The sequence below is a fragment of the Paenibacillus sp. RC84 genome (assembly GCF_041260495.1).
Taxonomy (GTDB): Bacteria; Bacillota; Bacilli; order Paenibacillales; family NBRC-103111; genus Paenibacillus_F.
Genome location: NZ_JBGBYL010000001.1, coordinates 100,853 through 116,109 on the forward strand (window position 1 = coordinate 100,853; position 15,257 = coordinate 116,109).

General features: G+C 53.6%; 17 protein-coding genes and 1 other annotated feature. Of the genes, 15 read left to right on the top strand and 2 right to left on the bottom strand.

From position 1 onward, the window contains the following. Positions 1-125 precede the first annotated feature (125 nt). The 15 genes from radC to obgE all read left to right on the top strand — a co-directional run bounded on the left by radC (position 126) and on the right by obgE (position 13,148). Positions 126-815 carry a RadC family protein gene (gene radC, locus ABH899_RS00475; RefSeq protein WP_009672984.1) on the top strand — a complete coding sequence of 230 codons (690 nt, stop codon included), beginning with the start codon at positions 126-128 and terminating at the stop codon, positions 813-815. Between the two features lie 149 nt (positions 816-964). Further along, positions 965-1,996 carry a rod shape-determining protein gene (locus tag ABH899_RS00480; RefSeq protein ID WP_009672964.1) on the top strand — a complete coding sequence of 344 codons (1,032 nt, stop codon included), beginning with the start codon at positions 965-967 and terminating at the stop codon, positions 1,994-1,996. Positions 1,997-2,032: 36 nt separating this feature from the next. Further along, positions 2,033-2,911: a rod shape-determining protein MreC gene (gene mreC / locus ABH899_RS00485; RefSeq protein WP_009672970.1), complete on the top strand. Its 879-nt coding sequence runs from the start codon at positions 2,033-2,035 to the stop codon at positions 2,909-2,911. Between the two features lie 2 nt (positions 2,912-2,913). Next, positions 2,914-3,441 carry a rod shape-determining protein MreD gene (gene mreD, locus ABH899_RS00490; RefSeq protein WP_009672985.1) on the top strand — a complete coding sequence of 176 codons (528 nt, stop codon included), beginning with the start codon at positions 2,914-2,916 and terminating at the stop codon, positions 3,439-3,441. Between the two features lie 54 nt (positions 3,442-3,495). Then, positions 3,496-4,164, top strand: coding sequence for a septum site-determining protein MinC (locus tag ABH899_RS00495; protein WP_016423514.1), 669 nt, complete (start codon positions 3,496-3,498; stop codon positions 4,162-4,164). A gap of 63 nt (positions 4,165-4,227) precedes the next feature. Further along, positions 4,228-5,022, top strand: a complete 795-nt coding sequence (minD, locus tag ABH899_RS00500) for a septum site-determining protein MinD (RefSeq protein ID WP_009672982.1) — start codon at positions 4,228-4,230, stop codon at positions 5,020-5,022. A gap of 7 nt (positions 5,023-5,029) precedes the next feature. Beyond that, complete coding sequence (locus ABH899_RS00505; protein WP_369993082.1) at positions 5,030-6,184, top strand: FtsW/RodA/SpoVE family cell cycle protein; 1,155 nt, start codon at positions 5,030-5,032, stop codon at positions 6,182-6,184. Between the two features lie 95 nt (positions 6,185-6,279). Beyond that, complete coding sequence (locus ABH899_RS00510; protein ID WP_369993084.1) at positions 6,280-7,215, top strand: peptidoglycan DD-metalloendopeptidase family protein; 936 nt, start codon at positions 6,280-6,282, stop codon at positions 7,213-7,215. Further along, on the top strand, positions 7,208-8,083 hold the full coding sequence (locus ABH899_RS00515; protein ID WP_369993086.1) for a site-2 protease family protein: 876 nt from the start codon (positions 7,208-7,210) through the stop codon (positions 8,081-8,083). The genes ABH899_RS00510 and ABH899_RS00515 overlap by 8 nt, the downstream gene beginning before the upstream one ends. A 142-nt stretch (positions 8,084-8,225) precedes the next feature. Continuing rightward, the gene (locus tag ABH899_RS00520) at positions 8,226-9,389 is read left to right on the top strand and encodes an Rne/Rng family ribonuclease (RefSeq protein ID WP_369993087.1); all 1,164 of its coding nucleotides are present in this window, start codon (positions 8,226-8,228) and stop codon (positions 9,387-9,389) included. Positions 9,390-9,799: 410 nt separating this feature from the next. Beyond that, positions 9,800-9,893, top strand: a sequence feature (ribosomal protein L21 leader region). A gap of 13 nt (positions 9,894-9,906) precedes the next feature. Further along, the gene (gene rplU, locus ABH899_RS00525) at positions 9,907-10,218 is read left to right on the top strand and encodes a 50S ribosomal protein L21 (protein ID WP_009675460.1); all 312 of its coding nucleotides are present in this window, start codon (positions 9,907-9,909) and stop codon (positions 10,216-10,218) included. A gap of 11 nt (positions 10,219-10,229) precedes the next feature. Next, the gene (locus ABH899_RS00530; RefSeq protein WP_009675459.1) at positions 10,230-10,577 is read left to right on the top strand and encodes a ribosomal-processing cysteine protease Prp; all 348 of its coding nucleotides are present in this window, start codon (positions 10,230-10,232) and stop codon (positions 10,575-10,577) included. A gap of 4 nt (positions 10,578-10,581) precedes the next feature. Then, complete coding sequence (rpmA, locus tag ABH899_RS00535; protein WP_009675465.1) at positions 10,582-10,893, top strand: 50S ribosomal protein L27; 312 nt, start codon at positions 10,582-10,584, stop codon at positions 10,891-10,893. A gap of 168 nt (positions 10,894-11,061) precedes the next feature. Next, positions 11,062-11,835 (top strand): Spo0B domain-containing protein, encoded by a 774-nt coding sequence (locus tag ABH899_RS00540; protein WP_369993091.1) that lies wholly within the window; start codon positions 11,062-11,064, stop codon positions 11,833-11,835. A gap of 5 nt (positions 11,836-11,840) precedes the next feature. Beyond that, positions 11,841-13,148, top strand: coding sequence for a GTPase ObgE (obgE, locus tag ABH899_RS00545; protein ID WP_369993092.1), 1,308 nt, complete (start codon positions 11,841-11,843; stop codon positions 13,146-13,148). A gap of 84 nt (positions 13,149-13,232) precedes the next feature. On the opposite strand, the gene ABH899_RS00550 is transcribed toward obgE, so the two are convergent. Then, positions 13,233-14,603, bottom strand: a complete 1,371-nt coding sequence (locus ABH899_RS00550; RefSeq protein ID WP_369993095.1) for an aldehyde dehydrogenase — start codon at positions 14,601-14,603, stop codon at positions 13,233-13,235. Positions 14,604-14,632: 29 nt separating this feature from the next. Then, complete coding sequence (locus tag ABH899_RS00555; RefSeq protein ID WP_369993096.1) at positions 14,633-15,139, bottom strand: NUDIX hydrolase; 507 nt, start codon at positions 15,137-15,139, stop codon at positions 14,633-14,635. Between the last annotated feature and the right edge of the window lie 118 nt (positions 15,140-15,257).

Below are 15,257 nucleotides of genomic sequence, written 5' to 3' on the forward strand. Positions count from 1 at the left end.
CGGACCGCACAGTGGCCGAATGAAGACGACAAAAGCCCGGCAGACGGCGCTTTTCGGACGCTCGGTGCCGGTTTTAAAGGAAATGTTGGAAATTGGCCTAAGAACATACCGGAAGAGGGGAATATATGATATCATCAATTGTCACCTTGCGTGAAATTCCGCCGGAAGAGAGACCCCGCGAAAGAATGATGCAGCTCGGGGCTTCATCGCTCAGCAGTGCCGAACTGCTGGCTATCCTGGTTCGTACGGGAACCTATTCCGAGTCTGCTTTGGCGCTCGCACAGCGGATTCTTTCCGAAACGGGAGGACTCCGGGGGTTAGTCGAAGCCAGCCGGGAAGAGCTTGTCCGAATCAAAGGGATAGGCGACGCCAAGGCGCTCCAGGTTATGGCCGGAATCGAGCTGGGAAGACGGATTTCCCGGACCCGCACGGAAGAAATCACGACGGTGCGCTCTCCGTTTGATGTTTTTGATCTGCTTAAGGACGAACTGCGCTATTTGCAGAAAGAACACTTCGTTTGTTTGTTCCTCAATACGAAAAACCACATCATCGGACGCGAAACGCTGTCCATCGGAAGTTTGAACGCCTCCATTGTGCATCCGCGCGAAGTTTTCCGCGCCGCGATTCAGCGCAGCAGCGCCTCCATCGTTTGTGTACATAACCACCCCAGCGGGGATCCAACGCCAAGTCCACAGGACATTGAACTTACGCACAGGCTGACAGAAGCCGGTGATATTATAGGGATCGAAGTCCTCGATCATATTGTCATCGGAGATGACCGCTATGTCAGTTTGAAGGAGCATGGTCATATGTAATATAATAAAGATTATGTTCGTGGAAAGACCCCTAATTTCGACAATGACTACGAAAACTATGACGAAACAATAAACCGTCGGTATTTTTCTGCTGCCATTTAAGCAGTTAATCAGAGAGAAGATGGATTTTGGGAAGGAGCCGTTTTATTATGTTCGGAGGTTTTACAAAGGATTTAGGTATCGATTTGGGTACTGCCAATACATTGGTGTATTTGAAAGGCAAAGGAATTATCGTGAGGGAGCCGTCGGTAGTCGCCATCCGCACGGATACGAAAACCATTGAGGCTGTCGGCGACAACGCGAAGAAAATGATCGGACGTACGCCGGGCAACATCCGTGCCATTCGTCCCATGAAAGACGGCGTAATCGCGGATTTCGAAACGACCGCCACGATGATCCGTTATTTCTTACGTCAGGCACAGAAGGATCGTTTCATGTTCCAGCGCCATCCGAATGTTATGGTCTGCGTACCGTCCGGCATTACGGCGGTTGAGAAGCGCGCCGTGGAAGACGCGACCAAGCAGGCCGGCGCACGTGACGCTTATACGATCGAAGAGCCGTTCGCGGCCGCAATCGGCGCGGATCTTCCGGTCTGGGAACCGACGGGAAGCATGGTTGTGGACATCGGCGGCGGTACGACCGAAGTGGCCGTTATTTCCCTCGGGGGGATCGTGACGAGCCGTTCCATCCGCATCGCGGGCGATGAGATGGACGAAGCCATCACCCAGTACATCAAACGTACCTATAACCTGATGATCGGCGAGCGCACGGCCGAAACGCTGAAAATGGAAGTGGGCTCCGCCCTGCCGATGGAACAGCCGGAGTTTCTTGAAATCCGCGGCCGCGATCTCGTAACAGGTCTGCCTAAGACGATTTCCGTCACTTCCGACGAAATTACGGAAGCGTTGACCGACACCGTGAACGCCATTATCGATGCGGTTAAAGTGACGCTGGAGAAATGTCCCCCCGAGCTGGCCGCCGACATTATGGACCGCGGTATCGTGCTGACGGGCGGAGGAGCCCTTCTGCGCAATCTCGATAAACTGCTTGCAGGCGAAACCGGGATGCCGGTTATCGTCGCGGACAATCCGCTTGATTGTGTAGCCATCGGGACCGGCCGCGCCCTGGACCACATCCATCTGTTCAAAGGTGCCAAATCCGGCGCCAAATACAGACGCTAGTCTGACACTGTGCCGACGTGAGAAGGTGTTGAATTGTTGAAATTCATGGGGAACAAGAGGCTGATGGTTCTGCTTGTGGGTCTCATCTGTTTTTTCATTCTGATGGGACTTACACTTAGCGGACGGACGAAATTTTACTGGCCGGAAAAATTTCTGAAAGATTCGATCGCCTGGACGCAGAGCGTATTTTACAGACCGGCAGCGGGCGTGGCGGGCTTCTTTGAAGACGTCGGCAAACTTAAAACCATCTATGACGAGAATCAGATCTTGAAAAAAAGACTGACCGACTACGCACTCGCTACCCAGCAGCTGAACGCGCTTGAAGATGAGAACAAACGGTATAAAGAAGCTCTGGGGTTCACGGAGCGCCAGAAACAAGTGTCCAATTATAAATACCGGATTGCCGACGTGATCGCGGCAAGTCCCGACCCTTATAACGGGACCATCACCGTAAATCTGGGTGAGAAAGACGGCATCAAGCCCAATATGGCCGTTATTAACGTGGACGGTCTTCTTGGCCGGGTGCTCACCGTAACGGAATTCACCTCCAATGTGCAGCTTCTTACGGATTTGAGCGATACCAACAACAAGGCGCCCGCTATTTCCGCAACCGTCAAAGGCAAGGAGTACAAATCCGCCGAAGGCCAAGGTTCTTACGGGATCATTGAGTCGTACGACAAAGAAAAGGGTCTGCTCGTGATGAACAAAATCGATCAGAACGACAAGCTTGCGGTCGGCGACACCGTCATTACCTCCGATATCGGCAAAGTATTCCCGAGCGGTATTCCGGTAGGTACGGTCGTTTCCCGCGAGCCCGGGGATTTCGGGATTACCCAGAAAGCGATGATCAAACCTTTCGCTGACTTCAGACATATCCGGGAAGTCTTTATCATCGAAATACCCGAGGTGAAATAGCCATGGTACGCAACTCGCTCTGGCTCATTCTGTTCTCGCTGCTCATATTGGAAGGATCGCTCATTCACTGGCTGATTCCGGATTCCTGGCAGCAAAGCGTCCGGATTTCTTCCAATTTCATGCTGATCATTATTTTGTATATCGGACTTTATTTAAACCGGCATTCTGCACTGCTGTATGGCCTCGGTTTCGGGCTGCTTCACGATTTCGTCTATTTCGGACACATACTCGGTGTCTACTCCTTCGGATTCGGATTGGTCGGCTACATAGCGGGGCTTCTTCCCCGCAGGCAGACGAACCTTATTTTCACGACTTTGATGACGATGGGAGTCGGCGTTCTTATTTTCGAGATTATCAAATTCGGAATCAACCGTTTATTTAACATTGTAACGGTGAATTTTCAGTTTGCGTTTACCCATATTATGCTGCCGAGCGTGCTGCTCAACATGCTGTTCGCCCTGGCGGTATACATTCCGATGCGCAAGCTTATGGAAGCCCTCCAAGGCCAAGGATCCAGAGCGGAACATTAATTTTGACCGTTCTTTTTCACCCGGCAGGAAAACCCGGACAGCAGGCCGAATTGTATGGGGTGGGAGGTTGGAACGTTTATGACGACGGCAGGTAAACATCATGTGATTATAAAAGGAGTCAAAGACGGCCTGAACTTTCTTCTCGACGATTCATGCGAGCTTGCGACTGTCCTGGAAGAACTGCGGCACAAGGTGGAGAGCACTCACGACCGCATTCTGACCGGACCTATCGTGCGTGTTCAAGTCAGACTCGGTAAGCGCAGCGTCAGTGACGAGGAGAAGGAAGAAATCCGCGCCATCATCGGACAGAAGGGCAACCTGCTCATTCAGTCCATTGAATCCGATGAACCGGAGCCGCTTGTCGGAACGGCTGCTCCCATTACCATGCTTAAAGGGATGGTCCGGTCGGGACAGACACTTAAACATGAAGGCAATCTGCTGTACATGGGGGATGTCAATCCCGGAGGCACTATACTGTGCACCGGCAGCATCTACATCATGGGTTCCTTGCGGGGAATGGCACATGCGGGTGTGGACGGGGACGAGGCTGCGATCGTTGCGGCATCCCATATGCGTCCGACTCAACTGCGCATTGCCGGCGTAATCAGCCGGCCTCCGGATGAATGGGGATTCCAGGAGGCATTTATGGAATACGCCTATATCAAAGACGGGCGTATGGAAATTGATAAATTGAACGGTCTGCACCGTATGGTGCTTGCTTAATAGCCGGATGGCCTTTTGCAAGCCGGCAGCACGCAATTATCGTAACGCTGAGGAGTGAATACCATGGGAGAGGCAATCGTTATCACTTCCGGAAAAGGCGGCGTCGGCAAAACGACCACGTCGGCCAATGTGGGGACAGCACTCGCTCTGCAGGGCAAGAAAGTATGTATGGTCGATACCGACATCGGACTGCGCAACCTGGATGTGGTTATGGGGCTGGAGAACCGGATCATTTATGACCTGGTTGACGTTGTGGAAGGACGCTGCAGGCTTCCTCAAGCGCTGATCAAGGACAAGAGGTTCGAGGAACTGTATCTGCTTCCGGCCGCACAAACCAAAGACAAGCATGCCGTTTCCCCGGAGAGCGTCAAGGATATCGTGCTGGAATTGAAAAAAGATTTCGATTTCGTCATCATCGACTGCCCTGCCGGAATCGAGCAGGGCTTCCGCAATGCGGTGGCCGGAGCCGACAAAGCGATTGTCGTTACGACCCCCGAGAATGCGGCCGTCCGGGATGCGGATCGGATTATCGGCCTGCTGGAGAACGAGAAAATCCATGCTCCGAAACTGATTATTAACCGCATTCGCCAGAACATGGTCAAAAAAGGCGAAATGCTCGATATCGACGAGATCTGCTCCGTACTGGCCATCGACCTTCTGGGAATCGTGCCGGATGACGAGCATGTCATTAAGGCGGCGAATTCCGGCGAACCGACCGTGATGAATCCGACTTCACGGGCAGCCATCGCTTACCGCAATGTCGCACGACGCATACTGGGTGAATCGGTCCCGCTTATGCCGCTTGACGAAAAACCGGGTATGCTGGCTAAATTGAAAAAGTTTTTTAAATTAGGATGAGTGCGATATGCTTGCCAAATTAAAAAAATTAGATTTGACCATCATTTTTTTGTTGATGGTGTTTATGGCCATTAGTTCTCTGCTTGTTTACAGCGCGGATATTGACGATCCCACGATTTCGGTGAGCTGGAGCAAAATGATCATCAGCTATATGATTGCTTTGATCGCCTTGATGGGAGCCAGTTTTCTGGATTACCGGCTTCTTGTCCGATTTGCTGTTTATCCGTATGCGATTAGTGTCATCCTCCTTGTAGTCGTTTTGAAATTCGATCAGAAAATCAACGGAGCAAGCGGTTGGTTTCAGCTGCCGGGCGGGTTCTCGTTTCAGCCCGCGGAGTTAATTAAAGTCGCTCTGATTATTGCTTTAGCGGCGTGGCTTCATAAACGAAGGGGAGAAGATCTCAGGCTTTTACAAGATATAGTTCCTATGGGGCTTATCACGCTTCTTCCTTTCGGTTTGGTTTTTATCCAGCCTGACTTAGGAAACGCCATCATTCTTATCGGAATTTTGATTGGTATGGTCTGGATCGGGAATATCAAGTATTCCCACGCGCTACTTGCTTTCATTGTGTTGGGCGGAGGGTTGTTTGCTTTTTTCTACTTTTATTCGATGTATCCGAAAGAAATCAGCGGGTATCTCGTCGAACACTTTCATTTTAAAGACCACTGGTTCCAAAGGATCAATACATTTTTGGACCCTTCACAAGCAAGCCGGGATGAACGTTATCAGATGGAAAACTCGCTCCGCGCTATCGGTTCGGGCGGGCTAACGGGTGAAGGTTACTTGAACGGAAGCTCCATCCACTCTAACTTTATCCCTTACGCTTATTCGGATTCGATTTTTGTAGTGGTAGGTGAGGAATTCGGCTTCCGGGGAGCTGCCGTTCTCCTGATGCTTTACTTCTTCCTCATCTACAGGATGATTCTGATTGCGATTCAAAGTAAAAACCGAAGCGGCTCTTATCTGGTAGTCGGTGTTGTAGCCATGTATGTGTTCCAGATATTTGAGAATATCGGTATGTTGATAGGCTTGATGCCTTTGACCGGTATCACGCTTCCGTTTATTAGTTACGGCGGAAGTTCCTTGTTAATCAACATGCTCTGTATCGGAATGGTGCTGAGCGTTAAAATCCACGATATTGCCATAGAAGATGATAAATAAACAGGCCCGTGAGGCCTGTTTTTTGTATGCTCATATTTCGTACAAGCCGCACATATGCTGTAGTAAACAAGCCCCGCCTCATAGGAGGTTAAGTCATGGAGAACAAGCATAACGTGCGCCAGCGCAGACTCGAAAAAATCAGGAAGCTGCAGGAGAGCCTTCCTGGTAAAGCTCCTCGGCACCGGCAGTCAAGAGAACTTTTGCCCTTTGGGAATCCGGCTTCGGAGGTGGAACCGGCGCCTGACATGCTGCCTTTAGTCCGCCGGGGTCAAGAGTTTGACGACAGATGGAACGACCCCGAATATGTATGGAAGCAAAAAATGCAGCGCGAGCTTCAGCTTCCCGCCGCTTACTATGCCCGGAGACCCGGCGCTATGGATCCGGAAGATGGAGACGGGGGCGGGTACCACCCTCGTATTCCTTACCGTATCCGGTTTCTGCGGCAGCTGGTCGCCAGTGCCATGCTGTTCGGTCTTATCTGGGGCATGTTTCAGCTTCAGCATCCCTTGATTGAACGTGGGAAAGGGATTGTCACGACGGCCCTCCGTGAGCCGCTCGATTTTCAGCAGCTGACGGCCTGGTATCAGAAAACGTTTGCCGGCGCGCCTTCCTTTATTCCGGCTTTTCATTCGGATGAAGAAAATCCGGCTGTAAAAGCGGATGCCCAGAAACGCTCCTATTTTGTACCGTTGAAGGGAAAAATCCACCAGACTTACACGGCTGACAAGCCTTTCGTAAGCGTAGCGGCCGAGCCCCATACCCCCGTGTATGCGCTTGATGCGGGTCAAGTCACCTTTGCGGGTCCCAAAGACGAGACAGGCTACACGATCATCATCCGTCATCCGGGGGGCCTGCAGTCTGAGTACGGGCAGATCGAGCAGTCCCGCGTCGAGGTCAACGACTGGATCAAAGGGGGCGAAGCGATCGGTCAAGTGTCCAGAGACAGCAAGAGCGACAAAGGGCTTCTCTATTTTGCCGTCCAAAAGGAAAGCCGTTACGTCGATCCGGCGAGTGTGATCCCGTTTGAATAATCGGCTGCAGGTACGTTTCCGCTTTCATCCCCTTTTTACAATGGTGATGCTGCTTTCACTGGCGACCGGACATTTTTTGGAATCGGCCACGTTGTTTGGCATCGTTTTTCTCCATGAGCTCGGCCATTTCGGAGCCGCGGCCGCTTTCGGCTGGAGGGTGCGGGAGGTTCGCCTGCTGCCGTTCGGAGGCGTACTTGTCGTCGACGAGTTGGCATCCGTTCCTCTGCGGGAAGAAATGATCGTCGCGCTGGCGGGACCGCTCCAGCATCTCTGGCTGATCGCTCTCGGCTTCCTCTGTCGCTTTCTCGAAGCGGGGGATCCGGAGTGGTGGTCCTATTTTATCGAAATCAACGCGGTTATCGCCTTGTTTAATCTGCTGCCGATTTTGCCGCTTGACGGGGGAAAACTGCTGCAGGGGTTGCTCAGCTTGGGCTTGCCTTACCAGCGCACCCTGGTGTGCACAGTCTGGGTGTCTATCGTACTCGGATTGATGATGACCATCATCGCCATCTGGCCTGGGGGGACGGGACAGATTCACATGAACGTCCTTATCGTCGGCTTGTTTCTGCTCTATCAAAATTGGGTGAGCCGCAGACATCTGCCTTTTTATTTTCTCCGGTTTTTGATGAACCGCGAAGCGAATGCGGAGCGCCTCATGCAGAAGGGAACGCAAGCAAGGCCGATTGCGGTCGCAAGGCAGCGGAAGGTCGGAGAAGTGGTGAAGCTTTTTATGCGTGAAAAATATCATCCCGTCTACGTGATGGGCAGCCGGGGAACGATCGAAGGGATCCTCCCGGAGCAGCAGGTGGTCGATACTTATTTGACGCACCAAAACCGTTCGTGCACGGTTTCCGAATTGCTGCCTTGAAGGGCGGAAACGGATCGGCAACAGTTTCCTGACCTGTTCACCCTGGTGTGCGGGGTTTCGGTGTCTGACTCGCTTTCCTGCTTTTATTCAGTAAAGTGCGAAACATCTCTCCTTCATGTACAATAATGATGGGGTGAACGCCATGAAACAACTGATCGTAAGCTGCGAGGCGGCTTCGCTTCAGGCGGCTCTGCTCGAAGATCGCAAGCTCGTGGAATACGAGGCTCAGCATCCTAGCGAGACGCAGCGTGCCGGAAGCATCTACATCGGCCGTGTCGTAAACGTACTGCCTGGCATGCAGGCCGCATTTGTAGATATCGGATTGGATAAGAATGCTTTTTTATACATAGATGACGTGCTGCCTGTCAACATGCAGAAGCAGCCTAAGACGAAACCGCCTATCGGAGAACTTCTTCAGCCGGGCCAGCGTGTGCTTGTTCAGGTCGTCAAAGAACCGGAAGGGTCCAAAGGGGCGCGTGTCACGACCCATTATTCCATTCCGGGCCGCTGGCTGGTGTACATGCCCGGAGCGGGGTACACGGCCGTCTCCCGCAAAATCGAAGCGGAAGAAGAGAAAATCCGCCTGAAGCAGGTGGCGGACAGCCTCCGCTGCGGTGAAGAAGGACTCATCCTCCGCACAGTGTCCGAGGGGCGCAGCGAAGAGGAGCTGCGCCGCGACCTGCTCGATCTCCGCGAGCTGTGGACGGTGATCGGGCAGAGGGCGGAGGCCGGCGCCGCGCCGGCGTGCATCTACCAGGATCTCGAGCTGCTCCCGCGCCTTGCGCGGGATGTGATCACGGAGGACGTGCTCGAGATCTGGGTGGACGACGAAGCCGTCCGCGCGGAGCTGCAGGGGCTGCTGCGGCAGCGCAGCCCGGAGCTTGCGGCGCGTGTCCGCCTGGACGGCGGCGATGTCCCGCTCTTCGAGCGGTTCGGCATCGCCGAAGAGCTTTCCCGCTCGCAGCGCCGCAAAGTGTGGCTGCCGAGCGGAGGCTATCTCGTCATCGACCCGACGGAGGCGCTGACGGTCATTGACGTGAACACGGGAAGGTTCACAGGGACTTCGTCCCTGGAGCAGACCGTGTTCCGCACGAACATGGAAGCGGCCGCCGAGATCCCGCGGCTGCTGCGGCTGCGCAATTTGCGCGGCATCATCATTGTCGATTTCATCGACATGGAGCAGTCCGCGCACCGCGACCGCGTGCTGGAGTGTATGGCGGAGGCGGTCAAGAAGGACCGCTCCAAAACGATACTCCTCGGCTGGACGAAGCTTGGCCTGCTGGAAATAACGCGCAAACGCAAATAGCAATCGGCAGCATTAATCCTCTCGCGTACGTGGCGGCATATCGGCTGCCGATCCTGAAGGCTGCACGGTGTACAAGCACTCCGTACAAGCAAGCAATATCATCAAACGTTAAGCCTATAGCATGACAACGGCCGTTATCCGGAACTCTTAAACCGGAATGGTCCGGTAATCGGCACGGCATGCGGCACAGGCACGGATAAAAACCGGCCAGCGGGAAACTTTCGCTGGCCGGTTTGTTTTACGTATGGCTCAAGCTTCCCGCATCGAGCGCAGCATTCCAAGACTTTTCCGATCAGAGACATAATCAGTCAGGGAGATTAAGAAGAGAGCATCGCCGTCCTGAGCTGTTGAATAAAACGTTGCAAAGGACGAACCCTTTTGCTATACTACTATGAGTGCGTTGCTTTAGGCATGCGCTGTAACCGCACGGATCGGGTTTGTGAAGCACGGGCAGAGGCTCTGCCGCTGAACGTCACCTGGATATTGGCGAGTCTGAGACATGAGGAGGTGCAACGAAATGTACGCAATTATTGAAACAGGCGGCAAGCAATACAAAGTACAACAAGGCGATGTTCTTTACATCGAGAAGTTGGAAGCCGGCGCAGGCGATGTGGTCACTTTTGACCGTGTTCTGGTTGTTTCTGGCGACAACGGTCTTCAAGTAGGAGCTCCAGTCGTAGAAGGTGCTAAAGTTTCCGGCAAAGTCGAGAAACAAGGCAAAGGACGCAAAATCATCGTTTACAAGTACAAGGCGAAAAAGAACTACCGTCGTAAGCAAGGTCATCGTCAACCGTACACGAAAGTCGTAATCGAGAAAATCGAAGCTTAAGAGGCCATCAGATGATCCACGTTACGGTTTCAAGACGGTCTGAACAAGACCCGACGATAGAAGCGTACCAAGTCGAAGGCCACGCGGAATTCGACGTTCCCGGCAAAGACCTTGTCTGTGCCGCGGTATCGGCCATTACGGTCGGGACGGTCAATTCGATCGAAGCACTAACCGGAGTTGTACCGGGTACAGAGATGGAGAAAGGCTGGCTTGACGTTATCCTTCCTCTTGATTCGGAACCGGCACAGATGGCTCAAGTTCAGCTGATCATCGAGTCTATGATCGTGATGCTTCATACTATTGCAAGTTCCTACAGTGACTATATAGCAATTCATACAGCCTATAATGAAGGAGGTTGACACCATGTTGAAATTGGATCTTCAGCTGTTCGCATCCAAGAAGGGTGTAGGTTCCACAAAGAACGGTCGTGACAGCATTGCAAAACGCCTTGGCGTTAAGCGTGCAGACGGTCAAACCGTTACCGCAGGCAGCATTCTCGTGCGTCAGCGCGGAACGAAAATTCACCCGGGCAACAATGTGGGCATCGGTTCCGATGACACCCTGTTTGCTAAAGTGGAAGGCGTTGTTAAGTTCGAGCGTTGGGGTCGTGAGCGTAAGAAAGTTAGCGTCTACCCGGTAGAAACCGCTCCAGTAGCGGCTACTGTAGAAGCATAAGTTAAAAATTCATGCATGTACAGCCCTGGCGACGTAATGTTTGCTGGGGCTTTCTTGCTTTTTAGAGGCATCCAACCGGAACCTGCGGCCATTTATGCACGGATGCGTTTTGGGACCGGAAATGGTATAATGTGCTAATGGGAAGTCGGAAACGGAGCGTATGCGTACATGGGGAACAGGTTGTGGATACCGGCAGCCTTGCTGGGTCTGCTCGGTTTGATAATGCTGGCTGCCGCGCCTTTGACGGCAGGACTTCGTCTGGCTGCGGGAGCCGTTACCGCCGCAAGTTTTGCAGCGGTTCTGTACATCCGGCACCGGATGAAGCTTAAGGAAGCGGAAGAAGAGCGTGCGCGGATTCAGCAGCTCGCTCAGCAGGAGATGCTTCTGACGATCAATCATCTTCGGCACGATTGGATGAACGATATCCAGGTGCTTCTTGGATATATTCAATTGAAGAAATACGATCATCTTCACGGGGTGGTTGCCGGTGTGATGGGAAAGCTCCAGCATGAGAGCTTTATGGCCAAGCTGGGCGATCCGGGTCTGATCGTGTTTCTGCTCACCGCGAAAGCGGAAGGCAGGCACATGAAGCTGGAGGTCGAGCTTGACCAGGAGGTCAACATCCGCAAGCTGGCGCTGGACGGCGACGCCGTCTGCAAGTTGATTCCCGAGCTTATCGAAGGTTTCAAACAAGCGTCTGCGGGAGAAAATGAAGAAGGCGGCATGCTCAGCATGCAGCTCGTTCCCGAAGAGGGTTCGCTGCTGCTCGATTTTGTATATCAGGGACCGTATAACCGGAGCCTTCTGGAAGAGGCTTTGTCGCTCGCATTGGAATCGGGGACAGGTCGTACCTTGGTTGCGGTTGTGGAACAGAATGACTATCAGGAACAGGAGGCGGCCCTCGCCCTGCGGCTGCCTTACCGGACATCAGTTGAGGTGTGATGCACATGTTTGTAGATAAAGCGAAGATTTATGTAAAAGGCGGCGACGGTGGCGACGGTCTTGTCGCGTTCCGCCGCGAGAAATATGTACCCGAAGGCGGCCCTGGCGGCGGCGACGGCGGCGATGGCGGCGATGTGATCTTCCGCGTGGACGAAGGACTCCGGACGCTGGTCGATTTCCGCTACCAGAAGCATTTCAAAGCCAAGCGCGGCGAGAAAGGCCGCAACAAATGCCAGCACGGAGCCAATGCGGACGATATGGTCGTTCGCGTTCCTCCCGGCACGCTTGTCATTGATGACGACACCGGCGAGGTTATTGCCGACCTGACGCGTCATCAGCAGGAAGTGGTCGTTGGGAAGGGCGGACGCGGCGGACGCGGCAATATGCGCTTCGCAACGGCCAAGAATACCGCTCCGGAAATCGCGGAGAACGGCGAGGAAGGCCAGGAACGCTGGGTCGTTCTCGAGCTTAAAGTGATGGCCGACGTGGGCCTCGTCGGATTCCCGAGCGTGGGCAAGTCGACGCTGCTATCCGTCGTGTCGGCGGCGACTCCGAAGATCGGCGCCTACCACTTTACGACGATTACGCCCAACCTGGGCGTCGTCGATCTCGGCGAAGGCCGAAGCTTCGTCATGGCCGATCTGCCGGGTCTTATTGAAGGCGCCAGCCAAGGCGTCGGGCTCGGCCACGAGTTCCTGCGCCATGTGGAGCGGACACGCATCATCGTGCACGTGGTCGATATGGCAGGCACAGAGGGCCGCGACCCGTATGAGGACTGGAAGAAGATCAATGAGGAAATCAAGCTGTACAACGCCAAGCTGGAAGAACGTCCGCAGGTGGTAGTCGCCAACAAGATGGACATTCCGGAAGCCGAAGAAAATTTGGCCGTTTTCCGCAAGCGGCTGGAGGAAGACGGCAAATCCGTTGAAATCTTCGCCATCTCGGCCGTCACCAAGGAAGGCATTCAGCCCCTCCTGTACCGCGTAGGCGATATGCTGGACGCGATTCCCGACGCTCCGCTTCTTGAAGAAGTGCAGGAAGTCGAAGAACGCAAAGTGTACCGGATGGAGAAAAAGAACGAATATGACAACGATTTCGTTATTCGCCGCGAGAACGATATATTCGTTGTAGAGAGCCCGAGCATCGAGAAGCTGATGAAACGGACCAACTTTACCACGGAAGAAGGCGTGCTTCGCTTTGCCCGGATTCTGCGGAATATGGGGATCGATAAGGCACTCCGTGAACGCGGCGCAGTCGACGGCCAGACGATCCGCCTGAACGATTATGAATTCGAATTCGTAGAAAAATCTTAATGGAAAACCCCCTTGCCGACAGGCACGGGGGTTTTTGGCATTGTGCAATTTATTCAAACGTTCAGATCGTTCAGCTTGTTCGGGTTATTTATAAACGCTTCTTAATCTTTTCAAAGCGTTTTTGGCATTCGGATAGCGGAAAGGCAGGTCGAAGCGGCTCGTCTGCTTCAGCACGCTTTTACGGTGAGTGAATGCCTCGAAGCTTGCTTTGCCGTGATACCCGCCCATCCCGCTGTTCCCGACGCCTCCGAAAGGGAGGTACGGCGTGGCGATATGGAGGATCGTATCGTTGATGCAGCCTCCGCCGAACGAAATCGAGTGGATGATCCTCTGCTGGATTTCTTCGCTTTCGGAGAAAGCGTACAGGGCGAGAGGCTTCGGGCGGGCGTTTACTTCCCGGATCACGTCCTCCAGATTGCGGTAGGTGAGGACCGGAAGAAGCGGACCGAAAATTTCCTCCTGCATAACCGGGTCCTCCCAGCCGACTTCGCCGATAAAAGCGGGCTCGATCTTAAGAGACCGCTCGTCCGTTCTTCCGCCGTACACCAGCTGTCCGGCTTCCATCAGGCTCTTGAGCCGGTTGTAGTGGCGGGCATTAATGATGTTCGGGTATGGACTTCCGTCCGCAAGCGGATCGCCATAGAAGGCGTCTACCACTTCCTTCATCCGCTTCAGCAGATCGTCCTTTACGCTCTCATGGACGTATAAGTAATCCGGAGCGATGCAGGTCTGCCCCGCATTCAGCGTTTTGCCCCACACGATGCGCTTGGCCGCGTGCTTGATGTTGGCGTCGGCATGCACGATGCAGGGGCTTTTGCCGCCAAGCTCCAGCGTGACAGGTGTCAGATGCTTGGCGGCCGCTTCCATGACGATCCGTCCGACCCCGACGCTTCCCGTGAAAAAAATCGTATCGAACTTCTCCGCGAGCAGGGCATTGCTCGTTTCGACGCCGCCTTCGATAACGGCCACATATGCTTCGTCGAAGGTCTGACCGAGAAGCCGGGCGAGCAGGGCGGAAGTATGCGGCGCAAGCTCGGAGGGCTTCAGGACCGCGCAGTTTCCTGCGGACATGGCCCCGATCAGGGGCGAGATTGCCAACTGGAACGGATAGTTCCACGGCGAGATAAGAAGCGCAATGCCGTAAGGCTCCGCATAAATGCGGCTCTGCGATCCGATATGCGTAAGGGGCGTTTTAACCCGCCGCGGCTTGCTCCAGCGCTTGAGATGTTTAAGCACATGGTTGATTTCTTCAAGCAGAATGCCGATTTCCGTAGCGAACGCTTCAAAGTCGGATTTTCCGAGATCAAGCTTCAGCGCTTCCATAATCGCGTCCTCATGATCCCGGATCATGGCTTTTAACCGGCGCAGCTGTTCCGTGCGGTAGTTCAGCGGTTTGGTCGCACCTGTTGAGAAAAAGTTTCTCTGCTTATCGAGAAGCGCGTGTATCCGATTCAAGGGGCTTCGTCCTTTCCGGGTCTGCTGACTCAGGTTCTTTCGGGATCTTGGAGCGGAGTCCAGCTCACTTCGGGAATGCCGGAGGAGCCTGGAACAGCCGTTCCGATCCATGTATGGGGAGTGTCTCCGTAAGACAAATAATGTTCAAGCGCATAGCGGAAAATAAACGGAAGCTCCCGGTTCAGAATCTCGGTACGGGGAATCCAGTGCAGATCGCCCTCGGAGGTCCGGATTCGGGGAGATACATCCGTGTGTCCGACATAAATAAACTGCTGCCGGATATCGTGATCTTTTAACCTTATTAGAATGTACTGCAAACGGAGTCCCGAAATTTCGTCCTCGCGTATTCCGGTTTCTTCCTCGATTTCACGCAGGCAGGCTGCCCGGGGGCGGGCCATTTCAAAGCTTTCCAGATGGCCGCCTACGGCCGCCCACATACCGGGCGAGAGCGTCCTTTTCATGGATCGTTTCATCATAAGCAGTTCGCCTTGGGCGTTGAACAAAAGAGCCGCGGATATTAATCGCAACGTGATCAAAACGTGTCGCCTCCTTGCTGATTTTCAGCTTACCATAGGGGGAGAAGGACAAGCAAACCCCCGCCCGGAAAGCATTTTGACGCGTTCCGTATCTTAGCGGAGCGTTCTTTTTTCAAAC

Bases quoted from the DNA above. Each gene is read 5' to 3' on its own strand.
- radC (WP_009672984.1), top strand. From the start codon at position 126: ATGATATCATCAATTGTCACCTTGCGTGAAATTCCGCCGGAAGAGAGA.
- ABH899_RS00480 (WP_009672964.1), top strand. From the start codon at position 965: ATGTTCGGAGGTTTTACAAAGGATTTAGGTATCGATTTGGGTACTGCC.
- mreD (WP_009672985.1), top strand. From the start codon at position 2,914: ATGGTACGCAACTCGCTCTGGCTCATTCTGTTCTCGCTGCTCATATTG.
- ABH899_RS00495 (WP_016423514.1), top strand. From the start codon at position 3,496: ATGGGGTGGGAGGTTGGAACGTTTATGACGACGGCAGGTAAACATCAT.
- minD (WP_009672982.1), top strand. From the start codon at position 4,228: ATGGGAGAGGCAATCGTTATCACTTCCGGAAAAGGCGGCGTCGGCAAA.
- ABH899_RS00505 (WP_369993082.1), top strand. From the start codon at position 5,030: ATGCTTGCCAAATTAAAAAAATTAGATTTGACCATCATTTTTTTGTTG.
- ABH899_RS00510 (WP_369993084.1), top strand. From the start codon at position 6,280: ATGGAGAACAAGCATAACGTGCGCCAGCGCAGACTCGAAAAAATCAGG.
- ABH899_RS00520 (WP_369993087.1), top strand. From the start codon at position 8,226: ATGAAACAACTGATCGTAAGCTGCGAGGCGGCTTCGCTTCAGGCGGCT.
- rplU (WP_009675460.1), top strand. From the start codon at position 9,907: ATGTACGCAATTATTGAAACAGGCGGCAAGCAATACAAAGTACAACAA.
- ABH899_RS00530 (WP_009675459.1), top strand. From the start codon at position 10,230: ATGATCCACGTTACGGTTTCAAGACGGTCTGAACAAGACCCGACGATA.
- rpmA (WP_009675465.1), top strand. From the start codon at position 10,582: ATGTTGAAATTGGATCTTCAGCTGTTCGCATCCAAGAAGGGTGTAGGT.
- ABH899_RS00540 (WP_369993091.1), top strand. From the start codon at position 11,062: ATGGGGAACAGGTTGTGGATACCGGCAGCCTTGCTGGGTCTGCTCGGT.
- obgE (WP_369993092.1), top strand. From the start codon at position 11,841: ATGTTTGTAGATAAAGCGAAGATTTATGTAAAAGGCGGCGACGGTGGC.